We start from the raw sequence: 22,705 nt of genomic DNA, 5'->3' as shown, positions 1-22,705 counted from the left end.
TCCCCGTGCCCGACCTGCCCGCACCCCGACCGGTCCCGCGCGCCGAGCACCCCCTGTCCGTCCTCGTCACCGGTGCGACGGGTTACGTCGGCGGGCGACTCGTCCCCGAGCTGCTCCGGGCCGGCCACCGGGTGCGGGTGCTCGCCCGCACGCCGGACAAGCTGCGCGAGGTTCCGTGGTCGGCCGACGTCGAGGTCCGTCAGGGGGACCTCATGGACGTCGACAGCCTCGTCGGCGCGGCGGACGGCGTCGACGTGGCCTACTACCTCGTCCACGGCATGAGCGCTCGGGGCGACTTCGAGGCGGCAGAGCTGCAGGCCGCCCGTGCATTCGCCCGGGTCGCCGAGGACGCCGGCGTGAGACGCATCGTCTACCTCGGTGGTCTGCACCCGCGCGGCGAGGAGCTGTCCTCCCACCTGCGCTCGCGCGTCGCCGTCGGCGAGGCGTTCCTCGGCTGCGACGTGCCCTCGATCGTCCTTCAGGCCGGAGTCGTCATCGGGTCGGGCTCGGCCTCCTTCGAGATGGTGCGCCACCTCGCCGACGTGCTGCCGCTCATGCCCGCACCCAGGTGGGTGCGCAACCGGGTCCAGCCGATCGCCGTGCGCGACGTCCTGCACTACCTCCTCGGAGCGGCCACCGTTCCCGGCGTGATCGACCGGGTCTTCGACATCGGCGGACCCGACGCGCTCACCTACGCCGAGATGCTCAACGGGTACGCCGCGGCGGTCGGCCTGCCCCGCCGCGGGATCGTCGCGCTGCCGGTGCTCACCCCGACCCTCGCGTCGCACTGGGTCAGCCTCGTCACGCCGATACCGCGGAACCTCGCGGTGCCGCTCATCGGGTCGCTGCGTCACTCCTGCGTGGTCCTCGAGCGGACCATCGACGACGTGATCCCACCACCGCCGGGCGGACTCCTCGACTACGGCACCGCGGTTCGCCTCGCCCTGCGCAGGATCGGCTCCCGCGACGTCCCCACCAGCTGGCGTGGCGCCGCCACCCCGGGCGCCCCGAGCGACCCCATGCCCTCCGACCCGTCCTGGGCGGGGCGGCGGGTGCTCACCGACGAGCGCGAGAAGGCCACGACCGCCTCGCCGCGCACACTGTGGTCGTTCGTCGAGGGAATCGGGGGAGAGAACGGGTGGTACTCCTTCCCGCTCGCATGGGCGGTCCGCGGCCTGGTCGACAGGCTCGCCGGCGGGGTGGGCCTGCGCCGCGGCCGGCGGGACGTCGCCCACCTGCGCGTCGGCGACGCCCTCGACCTCTGGCGCGTCGAGGCCCTGGACCGGGAGCGGTTCCTCCGCCTGCGCGCCGAGATGCGGATGCCCGGCCGCGCCTGGCTCGAGCTCGGCGTCGAGCCGGCGCCCGACGGCGTGGGTGCCGTCTACCGCCAGCGCGCGATCTTTCTCCCACGAGGGCTGTCCGGACGCCTGTACTGGCTCGTGCTCGTCCCCTTCCATGCGGTGATCTTCGGCGGGATGACGGAGCGGATCGTCGCCGCCGCCGAGGCCGCGGAGGCCGCGGAGGCCGCCGAGGCCGACGCCGCCGGGACCGCCGCGGACGACACGAGCGACCTGGTGGTCCGCTAGATGCGGCTGTGGTCCGTCCACCCCCGGTACCTCGACCGGCAGGGGCTGACGGCGGCGTGGCGGGAGGCGCTGCTCGCGCAGGCGGTGCTGAGCGGTCGCACGCGCGGGTACGCCCGGCACCCGCAGCTCGACCGGTTCCGTGCGCAGCCGGACCCCGTGGCGGCGATCGGCGCGTTCCTCATCGGCCTGCACACGGAGGCGGGGGAGCGCGGCTATCGGTTCGACCGCACGAAGATCCTGCGGGCTCCCGGCGCCGATGCCCCCGGTGCCGAGGACGCGTCCGCTTCGGTGGCCGTCACCCGCGGGCAGGTCGCGCTCGAGTGGGAGCACCTGCTGGCCAAGCTCGCCGGACGCAGCCCTGACCACCACGCCCGGCTCGCCGACCTGAGCCACCCCGACCCGCACCCGCTGTTCCACGAGGTACCGGGACCCGTCGCGCCATGGGAACGGCACCGTCCGGACCGGGGACGGGGCGGCTGAGCACCGCCGGTGCGGCGCGACGCCACCACGGCCGGACCACGGCCGCGACCACCGAGGAGAGGACGCCATGGCACATCCCGCACCCGAGTCTCGCGCGTACGACCGAGGGCCGGTGACGGCGGCCGACCGCCGACGGCAGGCGATCGTCACGTTGAGCGCCGTCCTGGTGGTCGTCGGCGCGCTTGCCGGCTCAGGCGCCCTCGGCGGCGACCCCGTGTCCGAGTCCGCCGGCGGCGCCTTCGCGGCCGACGCCACCCCCGTGGCCGCCGCGGGGCCGGCCTTCTCGATCTGGTCGGTGATCTACGTCGGACTCGTGGCCTACGCCCTGTGGCAGTGGCTGCCGGCCCAGGCGGCGTCCGCGCGGCACCGACGGCTGGGGCCCTGGGTCGCCGCGTCCATGCTGCTCAACGCGGCGTGGCTGCTCGCCGTCCAGTCCGCGCTCCTCTGGCTCAGCCTCGTCGTCATGGCGCTCCTGCTCGCGGTCCTCGTCGTCGCCCTCGTCCGGCTCCGGCGGCACCGCGCCGCGGGCATCGTCGACGCCGTCGTCACGGACGGCACCATGGGGCTCTACCTCGGATGGATCGTCGTCGCGTCGGTCGGCAACGTGGCCGTCGTCCTCGCGGAGGCGGGACTGCGCACGTCGGTGACGGCCCCGGACGTGTGGGCGGTGGTCGTGCTCGGCGTCGCCGGCGGTGTCGGCATCGCGCTCGCACTGTGGTCCCGCGGCAGGCTCGCGCCGGGCGCGGCGATCTGCTGGGGGCTCGCCTGGGTCGGCGTGGCCCGGCTGAGCGGCGACCTGCGCTCGGAGCCGGCCGCGTACGCCGCGCTGGTCGCCGCCGGTGTCGTCGCCGCGGTGACCGTCCTCGCTCGGGTCCGCACCGCACGGGCGGGTGTGCCGGTCAGGGCCCGTGGTGCCCGGACCGGGGCGGGCAGGACCGGAGCGCGGTAGCGTGACGTGGCATGGCTCACCTCCTGCGTCTGGACTCCTCGGCCAGCCCCGACGGCTCGGTCTCCCGTGAGATCACCTCCGCCTTCGACGCGGCGTGGTGCGCGGTCACGGGGACCACGGTCACGCGCCGCAACCTCCACGCCGACCCGGTGCCGCACCTCCCGCACGCCGACCTGCACCTCGCACCGGCGCTGCGGCCCGCCGGCGCGACGATCGGCCACCACGTCGCCCGCGCCCAGCAGGAGATCATCGGCGAGCTCCTCGGCGCCGACGTCGTCCTCCTCGGCGCGCAGCTGTACAACTACTCGCTGCCCTCGACACTCAAGGCCTGGCTCGACCACGTGCACGTCCTCGGCGTCACCGCCCCGTTCCTCGACCTCGACACCCAGCCGCTGGCAGGCACCCCGGTCGTCGTCGTCTCCACCCGCGGGGCCACCTACGACGACGACGCCGGTCCCGCCGACCACGCCCGGCCGGTGCTCGACGCCGTCCTCGGGGAGGCCATGGGCATGTCGTTGACCTATGTCGGCGCGGACGCCACGCTGGCCGACCTCGTGCCGGCGATGGAGCCGCTGCGGGAGCGCGCCGCGGACGAGCGGGCGACCGCGGTGCAGACCGCCCGGGAGCTCGGGGAGCGGCTCGCGCGCGAGACGGTCTCCTGAGGCGCTCGAACGGACCCCCGTGCCGGAGCGGGAGCCGGTCGTGACTGTCCCGCGGCGCGGGGCACCGGGACGTCCGCCGCGGTCGACTAGCCTTCCCCGGTGACCGACGACCTGCCCCGACCCACCGCGGCCACCACCGGACCGGTACGGATCGTGGGCGCCGGGCTGCTCGGCGCGAGCCTCGGGCTCGCCCTGCGCGCGAGCGGCGTGGACGTCCAGCTCGCCGACACCTCCCCGGTCTCCCTCGCCCTGGCGCGCGACCTGGGCGCCGGTGTGATCACCGACCCGCAGGCCGCCGGCGGCCCGGCCGCCCCGCCCACCCTCGTCGTCGTGGCCACCCCGCCCGACGTCGCCGCCCAGGTCGTGCTGCGCGAGCTGGCCGAGCACCCCGGCGCGGTGGTCACCGACATCGCCTCGGTGAAGTCCGTCGTCGCCCGTGAGGTCCTCGACGCCGCAGGGGACGCGGCCGAGCGCTACGTCGGCTCCCACCCGATGGCCGGCCGGGAGCGCTCGGGCGCCACCGGCGCGGACGCGGACTTGTTCGCCGGCCGCCCCTGGGTGGTGGTCCCCACGGCGGCGACCGGCCCGCACGCCGTCACGGTCGCCCGGCACCTCGCCCAGGACGTGGGATCCTTCGTGGTCCAGATGGGCGCCGAGGAGCACGACCGCGCCGTCGCCGTCGTCTCCCACCTGCCGCAGGTGCTCTCCTCGGTCCTGGCCGGCCGGCTCAACCACGCCGCCGAGGGCGCCCTCGAGCTCGCCGGGCAGGGCCTGCGCGACACCACCCGCATCGCCGCCGCCGACCCACGCCTGTGGACCGCGATCCTCACCGGGAACGCGGCCGCGCTCGCCGAGGAGGTCACCGCCGTGCAGGCCGCGCTGGGCGAGGTGCTCGAGGCCCTGCGCGCCGGCGCGAGCGACCCGCTGGCCCCGGGTGCGATCGGCCCCCTCGCCGGCGCGGTGCGCGCGGGCAACGAGGGCGCCGCCCGCATCCCCGGCAAGCACGGCGGCGCCCCGCGCCGGTACGCGGAGGTCACCGTGCTGGTGCCCGACACGGCTGGCTCCCTGGGGCGGCTGTTCTCCGACGTCGGCGAGGCCGGCGTCAACATCGAGGACCTGGGCATCGAGCACTCCGCCGGGCAGCGCGTCGGCCTGGTCCGGCTGTCCGTGGTGCCCTCGGCCGCCGCCGGTCTCGAGGAGGATCTCGACCGTCGCGGGTGGCGGGTGGTGGCACCATGAGCACGATGACCCCCCACGACCGCTGGCCCGACCTGCCCGATCGCGGCCCCGGTGTCCTCCTGGCGATCGACGGCCCCGCCGGGTCGGGGAAGTCCACCGTCTCCCGGCGGGTCGCCGAGCAGCTCGGCCTGGCCTACCTCGACACCGGCGCCATGTACCGCGCCGCCACCCACTGGTGCCTGAGCGGCGGCCTCGACCTGGCCGAGCCCGACCCCGCGGCGGTCACCGCACGGGTGGCGACGATGCCGCTGACGATGGTCCTCGACCCCACGCGCCCGCGCACCCTCGTCGACGGCGAGGACGTCTCGGCGGCGATCCGTACCCCGGAGCTCACCCGCCGCGTGGCCGCGGTGGCCTCCAACCTCGACGTCCGCGCCGACCTGCTGCGCCGCCAGCGCGCCATCCTCGTCGACGAGACCACCCCCGGGCACGACTCCGTCTCCCGGGGGCGCGGCGTCGTCGCCGAGGGACGCGACGTCACCACCGTCCTGGCCACCGACGCCGACGTCCGCCTCCTGCTCACCGCCAGCGAGGAGGCGCGCCTCGCGCGCCGGGCCCGCGAGGTCCGCGGCAGCGCCGACGAGCAGGCGGTGGCCGCCACCCGGGCCGAGGTCCTGGGGCGCGACCGCGCCGACTCCGCCACCACCAGCTTCCACACCGCCGCCGACGGTGTGACCACCCTGGACACCTCCGACCTCGACCTGCCCGAGGTCATCGCCGCCGTGCTCGACCTCGTCGGGTCGCAGAAGGGAACGAGATGAGCGACGACACCCGCACGCGTGGCCAGCGCACCTCGGCCGACGACATCCTCAGGTGGGGGCCGGTGTGGTCCCGGCGCGTCGGCCAGGTCCTCGCCCACGTCTGGTGGGACACCACGGTCATCGGCGCGGAGAACGTGCCGCCCACCGGACCGGTCCTCGTCGCCTCCAACCACACCGGCATCGTCGACGGGCCCCTCCTGCACGGCATCCTGCCCCGCGGCTCGCACGTCCTCATCAAGCAGGAGTTCTGGGACAACCCCATCGGCTTCCTCATGACGCTGGCGGGCCAGATCCCGGTCGACCGCCGGGCCGGCCGCAACGCCCTCCAGGTCGGCAAGCAGTTCCTCTCCGAGGGGCGCGTCGTCGGCATCTTCCCCGAGGGGTCGCGCGGCCGCGGCGACGCCGCCCAGGTGCACGCCGGCGTCGCCTGGCTGGCGCTGCAGTCCGGCGCCCCGGTCGTGCCCGTCGCCATCCTCGGCACCCGCCCACCGGGCACCCCGCGCACGTACGTCTCCCCGCCGCGGTCGCGGCTCACCGCCGTCATCGGCGAGCCGATGACGATCGAGGTCCCCGCCGGGGCCTCGGGCCGGACCGCCATCGCCGCCGCCATGGAGCAGATCGGCAGCGGCCTCGCCGCGCACGTCGCCGACTCGGTCGACCAGACCGGCATCCAGCTCCCGGACGACAAGGACATCCCATGACCGGGCCCACGCCCCCCACGCACGGACCCGAGGACGGCCCGGGCAGCGACCCGGCTCCGGGCATCGGCCACCACCTCGCCGACGACGACCTCGGCGCCGCCCCCGAGCGGCCCGAGATCCCCGAGGTCGACGCCGAGGAGGACGCCCGCCGCGCCGACGCGCTGCTGGCGGGGCTCCGCCAGTACGACCTCGCCGAGGAGGACCTCGCGGTCCTCGAGGGGCAGGCGCAGGAAGACGCCGAGGACGAGATCGAGGCCGGGCTGCCGGTCCTGGCCGTCGTCGGGCGCCCCAACGTGGGCAAGTCGACGCTCGTCAACCGGATCCTCGGCCGGCGCGAGGCCGTCGTCCAGGACACCCCGGGCGTCACCCGGGACCGGGTGAGCTATCCCGCGGAGTGGGGCGGGCGCCGCTTCACCCTGGTCGACACCGGCGGCTGGGAGGTCGACGCGCGCGGCCTGGACGCCCAGGTCGCCCAGGCGGCCGAGACCGCGATCGACCTCGCCGACGCCGTCGTCCTCGTCGTGGACGCCACGGTAGGCCCCACCGACACCGACGAACGGGTGGTCCAGCTGCTGCGCCGCTCGGGCAAGCCGGTCGTGCTCGTGGCCAACAAGGTCGACTCCGCCTACCAGGAGCCCGACGCCGCCATGCTCTGGTCGCTCGGCCTGGGCGAGCCCATCCCGGTCTCCGCCATGCACGGCCGGGGCAGCGGTGACGCCCTGGACGCGGCCATGGCCGCCCTGCCGGAGGTCTCCGCCGTCGCCGCCCCGCTGCCCGCGGGCGGTCCGCGGCGCGTGGCCCTCGTCGGCCGGCCCAACGTCGGCAAGTCCTCGCTGCTCAACTCGCTGGCCGGTGCGGAGCGGGTCGTGGTCAGCGAGGTCGCCGGCACCACCCGCGACCCGGTCGACGAGGTCGTCCACCTCGACGGGCGGCCGTGGTGGTTCGTCGACACCGCCGGCATCCGGCGGCGCGTGCACCAGACCAGCGGCGCCGACTACTACGCCTCGATCCGCACCCAGGCCGCGCTCGAGCGGGCCGAGGTCGGCGTCGTGCTCATGGACGCCTCCGAGCCGCTGGCCGAGCAGGACCTGCGCGTCGTCCAGCAGGTCGTCGACGCCGGCCGCGCCCTGGTCATCGTCATGAACAAGTGGGACCTCGTCGACGAGGAGCGGCGCCACCAGCTCGAGCGGGAGATCGACAAGGACCTCGTCCAGGTGACCTGGGCGCCGCGGATCAACCTCGCGGCGATGACGGGCTGGCACACGAACCGCCTCACCCGGGCCCTCGACGCCGCCCTCGCCTCCTGGGACACGCGCATCCCCACCGGCCGGCTCAACGCCTTCATCGGCGATCTCGCCGCCGCTCACCCGCACCCGGTGCGCTCGGGCAAGCAGCCCCGCGTCCTGTTCGCCACGCAGGTCTCCACCCGGCCGCCGCGGTTCGTGCTCTTCGCCTCGGGGTTCATCGAGGCCGGCTACCGGCGCTTCATCGAGAACCGGCTGCGCTCGGAGTTCGGCTTCGTCGGCACGCCGATTGAGATCTCGGTCCGCGTGCGCGAACGCCGCCGTGCCTGACCGGCGGCGGGCGGCCCGCGACCAGGGCGTCCGCGGTCAGGCCGCCCGGGGCCGGGCCGCCCGGGACCAGCCCGGGCGCGGTGAACGGCTGGCCTTCGCCACCGGCGACGTCTTCATGGGCGGCGCCTCGTCCCTCATCTCGGTGATGTACCTCATCTTCCTCACCGACGTGGTCGGGCTCCGCCCGGGGCTGGCCGGCTCGGTGATCCTCCTGGCCAAGATCTGGGACGCGGTCAACGACCCGCTCATGGGCGCCCTGTCGGACCGCACGCGTACCCGCTGGGGGCGCCGTCGTCCGTTCCTCGTTCTCGGCGCGGTCCTGCTCGTGCCGGTGATGGCCCTGTTCTGGCTCCCCGCACCACCGGTGACCGGCCAGGCGACCCTCTTCGCCTGGGCCGTGGGCACCTACGTCGTCTACGCGAGCGTGCAGACGGTGATGGCCGTGCCCTACGCCTCGCTGTCGACCGAGATCGCCACCGACTACGACGTGCGCAACCGGGCGAACACGCTGCGCCTGCTGCTCTCGACGGTCTCCTCGGCGGTCTGCACCCTGGTGGCGAGCGCCCTCTTCGAGGCCTACCGCGACGGCGGGCTGTCCCTGAGCGCGCTGTACGCCTGCGTCGTGCTCGGCTTCGGCGCTGTGTTCGCCACCTGCGTCCTCACCGCTGGGCTCGTCTCCCGCGAGCGTACCCCGCCGCCGCCGGCGGGCCGGCCGCTGACCGTGCGCACCTTCGTCGCGCCCCTGCGGGTGGCGACCTTCCGGCGACTGCTGTCGATGTACCTGTGCCACTCGATCGCCCTGGACATCATCACCGCCACGCTCCTGTACTACACGCTCTACGTCGTCACCGGCGCCTCCTCTCAGGTCGTGCTCGGTGCCTTCATCGCCGTCAACGTCGTGGCCTACCCGATCGTCACGCGGCTCGTGGGCCGGGTGTCCAAGGCCCGCGTCTACCGCACGCTGCTGCCGCTGGGGGTGCTCGCCGCCGTCGTCGTCGCCCTGTACCCCGCCTCCTGGCCGCTGTGGGGCCTCTACCTGGGCGCCGGCCTGCTGGCGATCGGCATGTCCGGGGCGCAGCTCATGCCCTGGGTGATGTTTGGCGACGTCGTCGACGACGCCGAGCTGACGGAGGGGCGCCGCGACGCCGGCTCCTTCTCCGGGTTGATGACCTTCGTACGTGGGCTCGCCACCGCCGTCGTGGCGCAGGCGATCGGGCTGGTCCTCGAGCTGACCGGCTACGTCGCGCCGGTCGCCGACGAGATCGTCGTGCAGGACGACGCCGTCCGCTGGGGCATCCGCCTCGTGCTCGGCATCGGCGTGGCCGGCCTGCTCACCACCGGCTGGCTCGTCTCCCGGCGCTACCCGATCACCCGGGAGCGCGCGCTGGCCACGGCGGCGACGCTGGCCGAGCGGCGGGCCGACGCGGCCCCCGGGCCGGCGGGGGAGGGGCGGACATGACGGACGCCCAGCGACGCGCCGCGGGCACGGGCCGGCGTCCGCGCCCCGTCGACCCGGGCATGGCCCGCAAGATGGGGCCGGCCGGGTTCGCCGCGCTGCCCGACCTGGTCGCCGGCCGGTCCGTCGACGTCGAGCCCCTCCTGGAGCGGGCGCGGTTCGTCGACGCACGCATCGACTGCGCGGACTTCCGGGCGCTGACCCTGGCGCGCGTCGTGCACGCCGACCGGGCCAACGCGCGGGCCGCGGCGGGGCCGGACGTTGACGGTGCTCACGCGGAGGGCCGGCGCCCCTGGCGGCTGCCGTCCCACGTCTCGACGACGATCGCCGACTCCCTGACGGGGTTCCGCTACTCCCTGGACGTGCCCGGGACCGACTCGATGTGCCTCTGGTCGGAGAACCACCAGGTGGTCGTCGCGGTGGCCGAGCACGCCGCCGGGCTCCTCTACCCGGGCCGCCGCTTCGCCGCCACGGGGGCCACCGGCGCCTCCCACGCGGAGGCGGCCGCCCGGCGGCTGCGCACCTGGCTCGCGGACCGCTTCCGCATCGGGTTCATCGAGTGGCTCTCGCCGACCTACTACGAGGAGGACGCGGCGGCGCTGGCCGTGCTCATCGACGTCACCGACGACGACGACCTGCGCGAGCGGGCCCGCGGCGTCCTCGACCTGCTGACCATCGACCTCGCCCTGCACTCGACCGACGGGGTCCTCGTCGGCAGCGCCGGACGGGCCTACGTCACGCAGAAGAAGGCCCCGCGCACCCAGGAGATCGCCCCCGTACTCGCCCACCTGCTGCTGCGCCCGCCCGGCGACGACGAGGGCGGCGCCGCGGGCGGGGCCGCCGACGCGTCCGGGACCTGGGACGCACCGGTGGCCTGGGGCGGCAGCGCGGCGGACCGCCTCGGCGGCCTCCTCCGGGTCTCCAGCTACCGGGCGCCGGCGGTCGCCCGGGCGATCGTGGCCGACGGGGGACCGCTGCTGGTGCAGGAGAGCTTCGGACTGGACCTGCGCGAGGTGGCCGACTACGTCGGCGAGGACGACCTCGAACGCACCGGTCACCTGCTGTGGGCCATGGAGTCCTTCACCGACCCGGAGTCCGTGCGCCCGACGATGACGCTGATGGACCGGTGGGACATGTGGGACAACCGCTTCCTGGCGCCGCTGGCCGGTTTCCGGCACCTCCCGCGCCCGCTGCTGCCCGCGCTCACCCGCCTGGTCGACCCCGCCAGCCGGGGCGTGGCGATCACCCGGGCCGACGTCGTCACCTGGCGTTCGGGCGGCCTGGCCCTGTCCTCGGCCCAGCACCACAATGTCGGCCGCTACGGCGACCAGCAGCACCTCTGGCAGGCCACCCTGCCCGGTGCCGTGCCCGTCTTCGCCACCCACCCGGGACGGGCGATGTTCGACGACGTCGCGCGGAACTTCTCGCCCTCGGCCTGGACCGGCAACGGTCGCAACCCCGACGTCGCCCAGGACGGGCAGGTCCTGCTCGCGCTGCACCGCCTCCCGGTGCGGCACGGCTACCTCGAGCGGCACCGGCACCGGTGGACGCACCTGTACTGGCCCGAGGACCGCTTCGACCACAGCGAGGTCGGGGAGCACTGGGCGGTGGCCGTCGCCGGTGAGGGCATGGTGGGGGTACGCTCGCTCGCGCCCGTGCGCCGGGGGGAGACCGGCGAGCTCGTCCAGGCCGGCGACGTCACCGGCTGGGCCGTGGTCGTCGCGCACGCCGACGCCGGGCTCGACGCCCTCCGCACGGCCATGGCCGGCGCCACGATGGAGCTGGGGGCCTCCGGCACCGAGCTCGCCTTCTCCCCGGGTGCCGCGCACGGTACGGCCCGCCCCGCGGGGGAGACCACGCCCCAGGACGGTTCCCTCCCGCACGGGGAGTGGATCCTCACCTGGCAGGGCGGGCTCGAGCGCGACGGGATGCCGGTCGGCGGGTCCTCGCCGCGCCTGCGCTTCGGGGACACCGACGTCGAACGGTTCCCCGAGCGCATCGTCGTGCGGCACGGCGGGCACGCGCTCGAGCTGACCGAGGCCGGTCGCGTGCACGCCGCGGGTCCGCAGCCGACGGGGGAGGACGCGTGAGGTACGCGCTCGCCCGGACCCTCGAGCTGCTCGACGACGTCGTCGAGCGCGACGCCCGGCGCGCGGTCCGGCCGTGGATGTGGGGGCCGGCCCTGCTCGGACTCGCGCTCATCGAGGTGGAGGCCGCCGTCGGGGACAGAGGCTACGAACGGTGGCTGACCCGGTTCGCCGACCACCACCTGGCGCGCGGGGCGCGGCCCGAGAGCGCCGACACCATCGCCCCGGCCCTGGTGACCGCCGAGCTGGCCCGGCGCACCGGCGAGGAGCGGTACCGGGCCGCGACCGACCGGGCGCTGGAGTTCGCCCTGGCCGAGCCGGAGCTCACCGGCTCGCCCGGTTCGGGGACCGCCAACCACCTCGGCGTCTCGGGATACTCCCGCGTCTACCCGCGCTCGGTCTGGGTGGACTCGCTCATGATGGTCGGGGTCCTCGCCGCCCGGGAGGGGGCCGTGCGCGGCGACCGACGGCTGACCGCCATGGCCGCGCACATGCCGGGGGCCTTCGCCGAGCTGCTCCAGGACCCGGGCACCGGCCTGTGGTCGCACTCGTGGTGGGCGCCCGGCACCCTTGCCGGGCCGCGCGGACGCCGCTTCCCGTCCCTGCCCTGGGCCCGGGGCAACGCCTGGGTCGTCGCCGCTCTGCCGATGATGATCGAGGCGGGAACAGGAGCTCGCGCCGATCTCCATGGCGACGCGCACGAGCGCACCCGGCCGGTCCTGGCGCGCACGAGCGAGGCGCTGCTGCGCCGGCAGCAGGCTGACGGGACCTGGCCGACGCTGCTCGCGGGCCCGGGCGGCTACCGCGAGCTCTCGGCGACAGCGCTGGTCGCCGGCGGCTGGCTCCGTGCGGTGCGCCTCGGGCTGCTGCCCGGTGCGTACTCGGCCCCGGCCAGGCGGGCGCTCACCGCCGTCGTCGGGGCCGTCGACCGACACGGCGGACGGTGGTCGCTGCCCGAGGTCTCCGGGCCGACGATCCCGCTGCCGCTCCTGCCGCGGCTGGGCTACCTGACGGTCCGCCCGGGCCGGGACCACCCCTGGGGGCTCGCCGCCCTCGCCCTCGCCGCGCTCGAGGACGAGCGGATGAGCTGAGCCGTGGTCCCGGCGCCGGGCCGCCACGCAGCCCGTGACCCTGCCCGGGCCCGGTCAGCCGCCGTCCCCCGCGATCGCCGGCTGCTCGCAGGCGCCGAGGAGCAGGTCGCGTGCCTCCGCCGCGTCATCGGCCCGGGAGAACCGCACGGAGTCCACCAGGTCCTCGGCATGCAGATCGAGGGCACGGTAGGCGGGATCCGCGGTGGCGGCGGCGGTGGACAGGAGGTACAGGGCACCGAGGTGGGAGTGGACCGGGTCGTCGTCGTACCCGCCGAACTGAAAGGGATCGAGGTTCGCCGGCAGCGCGGTCGCGATCCGGCAGACGTGGCGCGCGTCGTCGGCGGGACCCTGTTCCGTGTCGGCGTCCGCCGGCTCCGCCGTGAGGACCTGGTAGCCGAGCAGCCCACCGGTCACGCCCAGCGCGAGCGCGAGCGCGAGCATGACCCAGCGCAGGACCGGGCTGCCGCCTCGGGCGTCGGAGACGTACGTGGTGGGTGGGGGCATCGAGGGCGGACCTCCGTAGGGGACCGGTGCGTGGCCGTGGTCCGTCATCGCGCACCGCCGAGCCCGAGCGTCGTGCACTCGTCGGTGAGGCCATGGAGCGCCACCGAGACGTCAGCCGTGCTGAAGATGTACATCGCCTCCCGCAGGGCGATGCCCTGCTCGGCGAGGGCATCGTAGGTCGGGTCGGCGAGCGAGGCGGCGGTGGTGAGCTCGCCGATCGCCCGTGCGAGCTCGGGCTCGGGATCCTCGTCGTACGACCCGATCTCGCCGAGGTCCCAGTCGACGCCGAGCCGGTCGACGATGCCGCACGCGTGCGCGGCGTCAAGCTCGGCCTGGCTCGGCTCGTCGGCGACAGCCTCGTCGTCGAGGAACCAGCCGGCCCCGACGCCGAGCCCGACGACGACGACGAGGATGCCGAGCGCGACGGCGACGCCCGGCCCGGAGCGGCGGCGCTGCCCTGCGTCGCCGGCTGGGACGTGGCCGGGCGGTCCGCCGGCCTGGCCGGGGTACGGGTCGGGCGGGGAACCAGGGTGGGGCGGGTACTGGCCCTGGTTCCAGGAGGCGTCCGGCTGGTACGCGGGTGGTCCGTGGTCGTGGGGGTGATTGGGGGGAGGGCTCGGGGGGTATGCCGACATGACGACACAGTGCCCGCGGCAGTCCGCGCGGTCAACGGGCAGGGGAGCGCTACCCCTCGGGGGTTGGCACGGAACGAGACGGCGGGGCAGGTGGGCCGAGCGCAGGTGAGTGACGCGCGCGACGTCTGGCGGATTGGAGAACCGGCCCGACGTCGGTGTAATCTCAACCGGTCCCGCGGAGCTCCGCGGAGGCGGGCTGTGGCGCAGCTTGGTAGCGCACTTGACTGGGGGTCAAGGGGTCGCAGGTTCAAATCCTGTCAGCCCGACCATCGTCCTGGGCCGCGACATCGTTTTTTGCGGTGTCGCGGCTCAGGACTTTTTTCGTGGGTTCGCGCGGTGTGGGGCGCTCGCCGGAGCATCGTCGGTCGGGCGCACCGCCCGGCTCCGTACGATCACGGGATGAGCGACCCGGAGACACGGACCGTCGTCTTCCTGCACGGGGTGGGTGCGGGGCCCGAGTCATGGGACGCCCAGGTCCGAGCCATGCCTGCCGGCCTCGAGGGGATCGCTGTGGCGGTTCCCGGCCTCAGCGACGCCGATGCGTCCCCGTTCACGTTGGAGAGAGCCGCGCGCTCGCTGGCCGACGAGCTCGACCGGCGTCGGATCGCGGCGACGCACGTGTGCGGTCTGTCGCTCGGGGCGATGGTCGCCACACGGTTCGCGATCGACCAGCCGGCACGCACCACCTCGCTCACCCTCTCCGGCGGCCAGGTCAGTCCGTCGCGCGCGCTCATGGGGCTGCATCAGGTCCTCGTGCGAGTGATCCCCGCACGGCACATCGTCCCGCCGGGGATGAGCCGACGCAGCCAGCTCGCCGTCCTCAGGGCGGTCGGCAGGACAGACTTCCGTCCGGAGCTGCCCCGGATCAGCGCGCCGACGCTGGTGATGTGCGGGAGCGAGGATCGAGCGAACCTGCCGGCCGCACGCCGGCTCGCCGCCGGGATACCGCGTGCCGAGCTCCAGATCGTGCCCGGTGCCGGCCACGAGTGGAACACCCAGCTGCCCGACGAGTTCTCCGCGCGCCTCATCGACTTCCTTGCGCGGGTCGATCTCTGAACCCCGATCCGACGGCGCAACACGCCCGAGGTGGTGCTCGTGCCCCGACGTCACGCTGACCGCCCCGGCGGAGGCGACCGGCGTCACCACGAGCATTTTGTCCCGCCTCGAGGCGGGGCTGCGCCGGCCGGACATGAGAAGGACCGCCGGCCCATCCGAAGATGGACCGGCGGTCCCTGTCACGTGGCTGGGTCGTCGTGCGGACCCTGCCCGTCAGAATCAGCGAACGGGGAGCTCGAGGACCTGGCCGACGAAGATGAGGTCGGGGTCGGCGACCGTGTCGGCGTTGAGGTGGTACAGGTCCTCCCAGGAGGCCACGCCGTGCGCCTCGGCGATCGAGCTGAGCGTGTCGCCCGCGGCGACGGTGTACTCCTCGCCGGAGCCCTCGACGGCCGGGGCCTGCTGCTGCGGGGCCTGCTGCTGGGGAGCAGCCTCCTGCTGCGGGGCCGGCGCCTGCGGGGCGGCCTGCGGCTCGGCCGGCGCCTGCGGCTCGACCGGGGCCTGCTGCTGCGGCGCCTGCTCCTGGGGAGCGGCCTCCTGCTGCGGGGCCTGCTCCTCGACCGGGGCCGAGCCGCTGCCACCGCTGGGCGGGGTGTTGCCCGAGAGCCCGAGCTGGGCCGAGCAGGCGGGCCACGCGCCCCAGCCCTGCGTCGCCAGGACGTTCTCGGCGACCCGGATCTGCTCCTCGCGCGAGGCGTCGGCCGGGTTGCCGGTACCGCCGTTGGCCGCCCAGGTGTCCGGGTGGAACTGAAGGCCGCCGTAGTAGCCGTTGCCGGTGTTGATGGACCAGTTGCCGCCGGACTCGCACTGGGCGAGGTCGTCCCACGTGGAGGCGCTGGCGGACTGGGCGCCCATGACTCCACCGGCGGCGATGAGGCCTGCCACGGCGAAGGTCCGGAGGGCGGTCTGGGTCTTGGTGCGCATGATCTCTTCCTGGGCGCCTCGCGTCAGGCTGCCACCTGCTGATCGACATCGGAGAAGGGGACCACCCGGCAGCGATCGAGGCTGGCGGACCCCTGTGTGGACACGTGCACGCGTGACGTCCGCAGGGGGCGGGCGCCAGCTCTGCGTGCTCAGGTCAGCTGTTCGGCTGTCAACGGGTCATGCGTGCCGTGCCTGTCGCACGGGCGGTCACGGCAGACTCCAGGCCGTTACCTTTTCGTGTCCTGACCGACACAGTAAGGAGACCACGGGGCTTCTGTCCACCGTGCGCGGCGCTCAGCCGCCGTGTCGTGCGACACGTCGGACCACCGACGGCGCGCGAGCGCCATCCGTGCGGGTCCCTATCCTTGCGCCGTGAAGGACAACTTCCAGGTCGACCTGCGCGGCATCGTCGAGATCCTCTCCCACCATCTCTACTCCAGCCCGCGCGTCTACCTGCGCGAGCTCATCCAGAACGCGCGAGACGCCGTCGTCGCGCGCGCCGGATCGGGTACGCCGTGGGACGGCGCCGGGCGGGCGCCGGTGGAGATCCTCGTCGACGGGCCGGGGAACGCCGTCGTGGTCCGGGACCACGGGATCGGCCTGACCGAGGACGACGCACGCACGCTGCTGTCGACCATCGGGGCCTCGAGCAAGCGCGGGAACCTCGCCGAGACCCGCACCGACTACCTCGGCCAGTTCGGCATCGGCCTGCTCTCCTGCTTCCTCGTCGCCGACGAGATCGTCGTGCGCTCGCGCAGCGCGCTCGACCCCGCGGCGCCCACCATGCGCTGGGTCGGCTACGGCGACGGCACCTTCACCGTCGCCACCGCGCAGGACCCGCTCGCCGAGCCGGGTACCGAGGTGCGGGTGCACGCCCGCCCCGACGACGCGCAGTGGGTCGCCGCCGACCGGGTCCGGCTCCTCGCCCGGGAGTTCGCCCGGCTCCTGCCCGTGCCGATCACCCTGCGCACCGGCCCCGACGACGCCCCGGTCCTCGTGAGCGACGACACCCCGCCCTGGGAGCTGGACGGCGAAGCGGCCGCCGGCTGGTGCGCGGACGCCTTCGGGTTCACGCCCCTGGCCGCGATCCCGCTCGAGCTGGGCGTGCTCGGCGTGCGCGGGCGCGCCTTCGTCACCGGCAGCGATGTCGGCAACCACGCACGCAGCGGGGACCTCGTCTACTCGCGCGGCATGCTCGTCGCCGACGCCAACACCCAGCTGCTGCCGGAGTGGGCCACCTTCCTGCGCGCCGCCGTCGAAGCCGGTGACCTGCCGCTGACCGCCTCGCGGGAGGCGCTGCAGAGCTCGGGGACCGTCGAGGACGTCCGGGCCGAGACCGGTCGCCAGATCCGGGCCGGCCTCGAACGCCTGGGCGCCGAACGGCCGGACGTGTTCGCGCACCTCGTCCGCGTGCACGGCCAGAGCCTGCTGGCCATGGCCGCCACCGACGAGCAGATGCTCGACCTGGTCGCCCGTCACCTGCACTGGGAGACCAGCGCGGGCCCGCTGCGGCTGGTGGAGATGCCCCGGGACGTCACCTACGCCGAGCGCCTGGGGGACTTCAACGCCTACGCCGCACTGCTCGCGGCGCGTGGCGGACTGCTCGTCAACGGCGCCTACGCCCACGGGGTCAAGACCCTGCGGGCCTACGACCGCTCGCAGTCCCGGACCGACCTGCGCCGCTTCGACCTGCGCACGGTGCTCGAGGACCTCCCGCAGGCGCGCAGCGACGACCATGCGCTCGCGGAGCGGATCATCACCAGTGCCCGACGCGTGACCGAGCCGCTCGGGGTCGCCGTCGAGGTCCGCGACTTCGCGCCCGACTCGCTCATGGTCCTGCACCTGCCGGCGCGCGGCGGCGGCTTCGACCCGGACCCCGGCGACGACGCGCCGTCGGCGGGCGACCCGTGGGACGACCTGCTCTCCGACCTCGGGCCGGTGGCCGAGCCGGACGGCCGCGCCCGGCTCGTGCTCAACCTGCGCTCGCCCGCGGTCCGGGCCGTCGGCGGCCCCCTGACCGTCGGCCTCGAGACCGACGCGGTGCGCGCCCTGCACCTGCTCGGCCTGCTCCAGTCCGGTCATCGGCTCGACGCCGAGGAGCAGGCGGGGCTCGCCGACGCGCTGCGCGCCCTCCTGGTCGCCGCCTCGGCGTCCGCCGCCGGCGGCGCACGCTGACCGCCCGCACCCGCTGCCTCCACCCGCTGACCCCGGCGGGCCTCCACGACCGACCACCGCGGCCGCCAGCGCTGCACGAGCACAGGAACGAGACCCCATGTACCGGTACGACGAGGTCGCCGACCTCACGGGTGACGCGGCCGAACGGGTCCACGCCCTCATCGAGCGCAGCAGCGAGATCTGGGACATGCCCGACGACATGGGCACGGTCGAGGCCTGGGAGCAGCAGGTCGCCGACTGCGAGGCGGAGGGCGTGCCGCACCTGGCCGCCAGCGCGCGGTTCGGCCAGTTCCTCATCTTCGTCAAGGCAGCCATGGCCGCGGAGGCGACCGAGTACTACGTGCGCCTCATGCAGATCGTGTCCAGGTACGGCGACCACATCCACCCGGAGAACCTCGGCCGCTTCCTCGGGGAGGTCGCGAGCCTGGCCGCGCGGGCGATGAACGACCCGACGGTCCCGGTCGCCCGGGTCGAACGGGTCGTCGACCTCGTCGAGCAGCAGGTCCGCGCCCGGGGGCTCAACCTCGCCGACGTCCACCTCGCGCGGGCGCACGTCGCCGCCGACCTCGGCCGTCAGGACCAGATGCTCACCCACCTCGACCGGTGGCAGATGGCCGGCGACCCCGGGTGGCCGCCGCTCGCACCGGGGACCGTCATGCGCGAGCAGCTCCTGCTGTCCGCCGTCGACCCGCACAGCGCCCTGGAGGTGCTCGAGCGGCGGCTGGCCGCGATGGGCGTGGCGCCGGGCCCGCTGGATCCCACCCACCCCGACGTCGACGAGCTCGTCCATGTGCGGCTCGCCCAGGCGCTGCTCTACGCGCGCCTGTCCAGGCCCGACGTCACCAGGCGCATCGGGGACGAGCTCGTCGACCGGTTCGGGACCGCGCGGCTCATCGAGATGGCCGCCGGCGAGCACCTCGTCGTCGTCCTCGAGCACCGCCCGGCGGACGCCCTGACGGTCACCGACCACCTGCTCGCCCAGCTCGCCCTCGACTCGAGCGGATGGCGGGAGGTCGCCGGGGTGGCGCGCGCCCGCATCCTCGCCGACCCGGCGGGGGAGGAGGGGCGAATGCTCATGGCCCTGGCCGCCGAGAACGCCGCCCGGCACGACGAGCGGGCCGGGGGCGACCTGCACACCCGCGAGCTCACGCAGTTCTGGGCCGCGGGCCTGCCCGCGGGACCCCGGCCCGCGGTGCTGGACCGGCCCGAGGTGTGGGACGACGTGGAGGAGCGCGGCGAGGCGATCCTCCGGGCCGGCTGGCTGCGCCGACTGAACAGCGGCATCGACCCCGACCACCCGCCGATCGTGCTCAAGATGCGCTACCGCGAGCTGGGCCTGCAGGCGATGGCGGTCCTCGAGGCCGACACCGACGACGAGGCCCGGACCATCGCCGCCCACGTCGAGACCCGGGCCGCCGAGCTCCGCATGGCCACCGCGGCCTTCGCGGCCCGGCTGTTCGCCGGGCTGCGCGCCGCGCAGCACGGCGACCTCGGCACCTTCCTCGACCGCTACGCCGCCGCCCAGGAGGTGCTGCTCGCCGAGCCCGAGCACGTCCTGCCGGGGGTGCGCCACGCGGCGGAGCGCACCTACGTCTCCGTCGTCACCGTCGCTCTGGCCAGCCCGGACGTCACCTGGCGGGCGCTCGAGGCGATCATGTCCCGCGAGGTTCAGGTCCGCACCCGCACCGTCGGGCCGGTCACCCACCTGCTGCTGGCCCGGGCCAAGGTCGCCGCCCAGATCGGTGACGGCGAGACCCTCCGGACGCTCATCGGCGAGATCGACCAGGCGGTGGAGGACGAGTCCGACGACGTCGACCGCTTCGACGTCGACCTCGAGGTCGTCGCCATGGTCGAGCCCTACTCGCCCGACTACGGCGCCGCCCTCATGCGCCGGGTGGTCGCGCTGAGCAACGACGCCGAGCAGGTGCGCGCCGCGCGCATGTGGGCCGCGTGGCTGACCCGCGACGGTGCGGCCCCCGCCGCCACGGACGTCGACGACCTGCTCGAGCTGGTCGCGCAGGCCGAGGGGGACACCGCCGAGCTGGGCGCCGTCCCCGAGTGGGTCGTGCTGGACCTGGCCCGCGACCGGTGGGCCGGGCGCCCCCGCGAGCTGCTGCAGCTGGTCGACGCGGTGCTGACGGAGACGTGGGTCCCCGACGCCGAGGTCTTCGCCGCGGCGGGCCGCGTGCTGGGTGAGGTCGCGCCGCAGGACCCGCGCGGGGCGAGCCTGACGGAGCGGGCCCGAGAGCTCGCCGCACGGCTCGATGCGCGCGACGGCACCGCGGTGAGCTCGACCGACCTGCGGCGTCGCTGGTTGCCGCAGAACTGACCCGCGGGAGCGGCTCCGGGGCGTCGTCGGGAGAGGTGTGCCCGCCGGGCGGCCCCGGGGACGTGCCTCGTGGGGGTATCGTCCTGCGACAGTGCCACATCTCTCGTGGCGCACATCACGCTCGAAGGCGAGAGGGGCCGGCTCCGGTGGACGAACCGACGTCGACGGGGCCGCGCGTCCTGGACTGCATCCGTGCGCACGGCCCCATCTCCCGGGTCGACGTCCACCGGCGGACCGGCATCGCCCCCGCCACGGTCAACCGGTGGGTCTCGAAGATGATGGACTCGGGCCTGCTGCGCGCCGTCGGCGCGGACCTGGGCACCGGGGGGCGGCCCTCGGTGCTCATCGAGATCGACGAGCACCACGGCCTCATCCTCGCCGTCGACGTCGCCGACCGGCACCTCGACATCGCCACGCTCGACCTCTACGGCCACGTCGTCGGCACCGAGCGGATCGCGACCGAGGGCGAGATCGGCGCGGCCCGCCTGGAGGAGGTGCTCGGCCACGTCGTCGCCGCCGCCCACCCCGCCGAGGGGCCGCCGCTGCTGGCCCTCGGGGTGTCCGTCCCCGGACCGGTCGACCACGACGGTGCGGTCATCTTCGCCCCCGCCCTCGACTGGCACGACGTCCCGCTGGGGCAGATGCTGACCGAGGCCACCGGCCTGCCCGTCGTCGTCGAGAACGACGCGAACCTCATCGCCCTGGCCGAGTACTCGCGCGGCCCGTGGGAGTCGGTCCAGGCGCTCGTCACCATCGCGGTCTTCGACGGTGTCGGCATGGGCATCGTCGAGGGCGGCCAGGTCTGGCGGGGCTCGACCGGCGCGGCGGGCCAGGTCGGCCGCATGCTCTTCACCCCGGAGTCGCTCGCGACCACCTTCACCGGCTTCGGTGACCTCGAGCTGCACCTGGGCCGCGTCGGCATCGCCTCGCGGGCCGTGCGCCGCGGCCTGGTCGACTCCGGCGAGCCGGGCCACGCCGACGCGGTGCTCGAGCAGGCCGAGGCCGGCGTGCCCGACGCGGTGGGCCTGCTCGACGAGATCCTCGACGGCTACGCCTTCGCGCTCGTCAACATCTGCGCGCTCCTCGAGCCCGACGTGGTCGTCATGTCCGGCCTCTTCGACACCTGGGGCGAGCTCGTGGCCCCCCGGCTGCGCGCCCGCATGGCCGGGCAGGTCGTCACCATGCCGCGCCTCGAGCGCTCCTCGATCGGCAGCCCCGCCGCACTCACCGGCGCCGGCATCCGGGCCTTCGAGTCCCGCGGCGGGCTCGCCTCGCTCATCCCGGCCTGACCGCTCCCGGCGCGGCGCGCCGCCCTCGTCGTTGACAGGGACCACGAGAGCCACGTATGTTCTCCCCACGACTTAAAATCACCCCGAAAATAAGTCGACCCCCGGTTCAAGGAGGAACTGACATGCGCAAGAGCACAGGCGCCGCGGTAGCTGCCGGACTTGCCCTCACGCTGACGCTGGCAGCGTGCGGGTCCGGCGACGACGAGGGCAACGGCGGCGGCGACGGTGAGGGCGGCGAGGGCCCCTTCACCATCGGCGTGAGCAACGCCTTCGTCGGCAGCGAGTACCGCACCCAGATGATCGAGGTCATCGAGGAGACGTTCGCCGAGTACGAGGCCGAGGGCGTCGTCGACGAGCTCGTCATGGAGAACGCCGACGCGGACGTCAACGGCCAGATCCAGCAGATCCGCAACCTCATCAACCAGGACGTCGACGCGATCATCGTCGACCCCAACTCGGCCACCGCGCTCGACGCGGTGTTCCAGGAGGCCATCGGGCAGGACATCCTCGTCTTCGCCATCGACCAGGCCGTCGAGACCGCCGACGTCGTCAACGTCGGCATCTCCCAGGAGGACCTCGGCCGCACGAGCGCGGAGTGGTTCGCCGAGGAGGTCGGCGAGGGCGCCCAGATCGTCACCGTCGAGGGCGCGGCCGGCAACCCGGCCACGGACGCCCGCTGGGCCGGCGCCGAGCCGGTCTTCGAGGAGGCCGGCATCGAGGTCGTCGCCCGCGGCGACGGCGGCTGGGACCAGTCGGTCGGCCAGACCACGGCCACCGACCTCATCTCGACCAACCCCGACATCGACGGCATCTGGACCTACGACGGCATGGCCCAGGGCGTGCTCCGCGCCGTCCAGGCCGCCGACGCCGTCGAGGACCTCGTCATCGGTGGCGAGGCGCGCGTCGCGTTCATGTCGAGCTGGACCACCATGCTCGAGGAGGGCACGGACTTCTCCAGCATCGGCGTCATCAACCCCCCGGGGACCGGTGCCGCGGCGATGCACATCGCCATCCGGATGCTCCAGGGTGACGAGCTCGACGAGTCGCAGCTGGAGAACGGCAACACCGTCATCCTCGACCTCGCCGAGCCCGTGACGAACGAGAACATCGAGGAGCAGTGGGCCGAGGTCTCCGACCAGCCGGACACCTACGTCCTCGACTCCGTCCTGACCGCCGAGGACGTCGCCGTCTACTTCGGCGAGTGAGA

Annotated in this window: 19 protein-coding genes and 1 tRNA gene; 17 read left to right on the top strand and 3 right to left on the bottom strand. The window is 74.7% G+C overall.

Features of this window, described 5'->3' with window-relative positions:
* Positions 1-5: 5 nt before the first annotated feature.
* The 11 genes from AC3D3D_RS01825 to AC3D3D_RS01775 all read left to right on the top strand — a co-directional run bounded on the left by AC3D3D_RS01825 (position 6) and on the right by AC3D3D_RS01775 (position 12,586).
* Positions 6-1,586: an SDR family oxidoreductase gene (locus AC3D3D_RS01825; RefSeq protein WP_488512291.1), complete on the top strand. Its 1,581-nt coding sequence runs from the start codon at positions 6-8 to the stop codon at positions 1,584-1,586.
* Complete coding sequence (locus tag AC3D3D_RS01820) at positions 1,587-2,066, top strand: pyrimidine dimer DNA glycosylase/endonuclease V (protein ID WP_463662169.1); 480 nt, start codon at positions 1,587-1,589, stop codon at positions 2,064-2,066. It abuts the gene before it with no gap.
* Between the two features lie 67 nt (positions 2,067-2,133).
* On the top strand, positions 2,134-3,015 hold the full coding sequence (locus AC3D3D_RS01815) for a tryptophan-rich sensory protein (RefSeq protein WP_463662168.1): 882 nt from the start codon (positions 2,134-2,136) through the stop codon (positions 3,013-3,015).
* Positions 3,016-3,026: 11 nt separating this feature from the next.
* Complete coding sequence (locus AC3D3D_RS01810) at positions 3,027-3,677, top strand: FMN-dependent NADH-azoreductase (RefSeq protein WP_463662167.1); 651 nt, start codon at positions 3,027-3,029, stop codon at positions 3,675-3,677.
* Positions 3,678-3,776: 99 nt separating this feature from the next.
* Entirely contained in the window at positions 3,777-4,916 is a 1,140-nt protein-coding gene (locus tag AC3D3D_RS01805; protein ID WP_463662166.1) for a prephenate dehydrogenase, read from the top strand.
* Complete coding sequence (gene cmk / locus AC3D3D_RS01800; protein ID WP_463662165.1) at positions 4,913-5,677, top strand: (d)CMP kinase; 765 nt, start codon at positions 4,913-4,915, stop codon at positions 5,675-5,677. The genes AC3D3D_RS01805 and cmk overlap by 4 nt, the downstream gene beginning before the upstream one ends.
* Positions 5,674-6,378, top strand: a complete 705-nt coding sequence (locus AC3D3D_RS01795; RefSeq protein WP_463662164.1) for a lysophospholipid acyltransferase family protein — start codon at positions 5,674-5,676, stop codon at positions 6,376-6,378. Before cmk ends, AC3D3D_RS01795 begins: the two co-directional genes overlap by 4 nt.
* On the top strand, positions 6,375-7,952 hold the full coding sequence (gene der / locus AC3D3D_RS01790; RefSeq protein WP_463662163.1) for a ribosome biogenesis GTPase Der: 1,578 nt from the start codon (positions 6,375-6,377) through the stop codon (positions 7,950-7,952). Before AC3D3D_RS01795 ends, der begins: the two co-directional genes overlap by 4 nt.
* Positions 7,945-9,411 (top strand): MFS transporter, encoded by a 1,467-nt coding sequence (locus AC3D3D_RS01785; protein WP_463662162.1) that lies wholly within the window; start codon positions 7,945-7,947, stop codon positions 9,409-9,411. The genes der and AC3D3D_RS01785 overlap by 8 nt, the downstream gene beginning before the upstream one ends.
* On the top strand, positions 9,408-11,498 hold the full coding sequence (locus tag AC3D3D_RS01780; RefSeq protein ID WP_463662161.1) for a hypothetical protein: 2,091 nt from the start codon (positions 9,408-9,410) through the stop codon (positions 11,496-11,498). Before AC3D3D_RS01785 ends, AC3D3D_RS01780 begins: the two co-directional genes overlap by 4 nt.
* Positions 11,495-12,586, top strand: a complete 1,092-nt coding sequence (locus tag AC3D3D_RS01775) for a glycoside hydrolase family 88 protein (RefSeq protein ID WP_463662160.1) — start codon at positions 11,495-11,497, stop codon at positions 12,584-12,586. The genes AC3D3D_RS01780 and AC3D3D_RS01775 overlap by 4 nt, the downstream gene beginning before the upstream one ends.
* Before the next feature lie 54 nt (positions 12,587-12,640).
* On the opposite strand, the gene AC3D3D_RS01770 is transcribed toward AC3D3D_RS01775, so the two are convergent.
* Positions 12,641-13,090: a hypothetical protein gene (locus AC3D3D_RS01770; RefSeq protein WP_463662159.1), complete on the bottom strand. Its 450-nt coding sequence runs from the start codon at positions 13,088-13,090 to the stop codon at positions 12,641-12,643.
* A 44-nt stretch (positions 13,091-13,134) separates the two neighbouring features.
* The gene (locus AC3D3D_RS01765) at positions 13,135-13,725 is read right to left on the bottom strand and encodes a hypothetical protein (RefSeq protein WP_463662158.1); all 591 of its coding nucleotides are present in this window, start codon (positions 13,723-13,725) and stop codon (positions 13,135-13,137) included.
* 192 nt (positions 13,726-13,917) lie between these two features.
* Here AC3D3D_RS01765 and AC3D3D_RS01760 point away from each other — a divergent pair.
* Together AC3D3D_RS01760 and AC3D3D_RS01755 are read left to right on the top strand one after the other, a co-directional pair.
* Positions 13,918-13,994: transfer RNA gene (locus tag AC3D3D_RS01760), tRNA-Pro, on the top strand.
* A 130-nt stretch (positions 13,995-14,124) separates the two neighbouring features.
* Positions 14,125-14,781, top strand: coding sequence for an alpha/beta fold hydrolase (locus AC3D3D_RS01755; RefSeq protein ID WP_463662157.1), 657 nt, complete (start codon positions 14,125-14,127; stop codon positions 14,779-14,781).
* A 219-nt stretch (positions 14,782-15,000) separates the two neighbouring features.
* On the opposite strand, the gene AC3D3D_RS01750 is transcribed toward AC3D3D_RS01755, so the two are convergent.
* Complete coding sequence (locus AC3D3D_RS01750) at positions 15,001-15,705, bottom strand: LysM peptidoglycan-binding domain-containing protein (RefSeq protein ID WP_463662156.1); 705 nt, start codon at positions 15,703-15,705, stop codon at positions 15,001-15,003.
* Between the two features lie 372 nt (positions 15,706-16,077).
* Between AC3D3D_RS01750 and AC3D3D_RS01745 the strand changes: the two genes are divergently transcribed.
* From AC3D3D_RS01745 to AC3D3D_RS01730, 4 genes are all read left to right on the top strand, one after another.
* Positions 16,078-17,880 (top strand): HSP90 family protein, encoded by a 1,803-nt coding sequence (locus AC3D3D_RS01745; protein ID WP_463662155.1) that lies wholly within the window; start codon positions 16,078-16,080, stop codon positions 17,878-17,880.
* Between the two features lie 97 nt (positions 17,881-17,977).
* Positions 17,978-20,209 carry a hypothetical protein gene (locus AC3D3D_RS01740; protein ID WP_463662154.1) on the top strand — a complete coding sequence of 744 codons (2,232 nt, stop codon included), beginning with the start codon at positions 17,978-17,980 and terminating at the stop codon, positions 20,207-20,209.
* A 146-nt stretch (positions 20,210-20,355) separates the two neighbouring features.
* Entirely contained in the window at positions 20,356-21,498 is a 1,143-nt protein-coding gene (locus tag AC3D3D_RS01735; protein ID WP_463662153.1) for an ROK family protein, read from the top strand.
* Between the two features lie 122 nt (positions 21,499-21,620).
* Positions 21,621-22,703, top strand: a complete 1,083-nt coding sequence (locus AC3D3D_RS01730) for a substrate-binding domain-containing protein (protein WP_463662152.1) — start codon at positions 21,621-21,623, stop codon at positions 22,701-22,703.
* Positions 22,704-22,705 lie beyond the last annotated feature (2 nt).

This window comes from Georgenia sp. X1117 (assembly GCF_057784635.1).
This window is presented reverse-complemented; position numbering and strand designations above follow the sequence as displayed.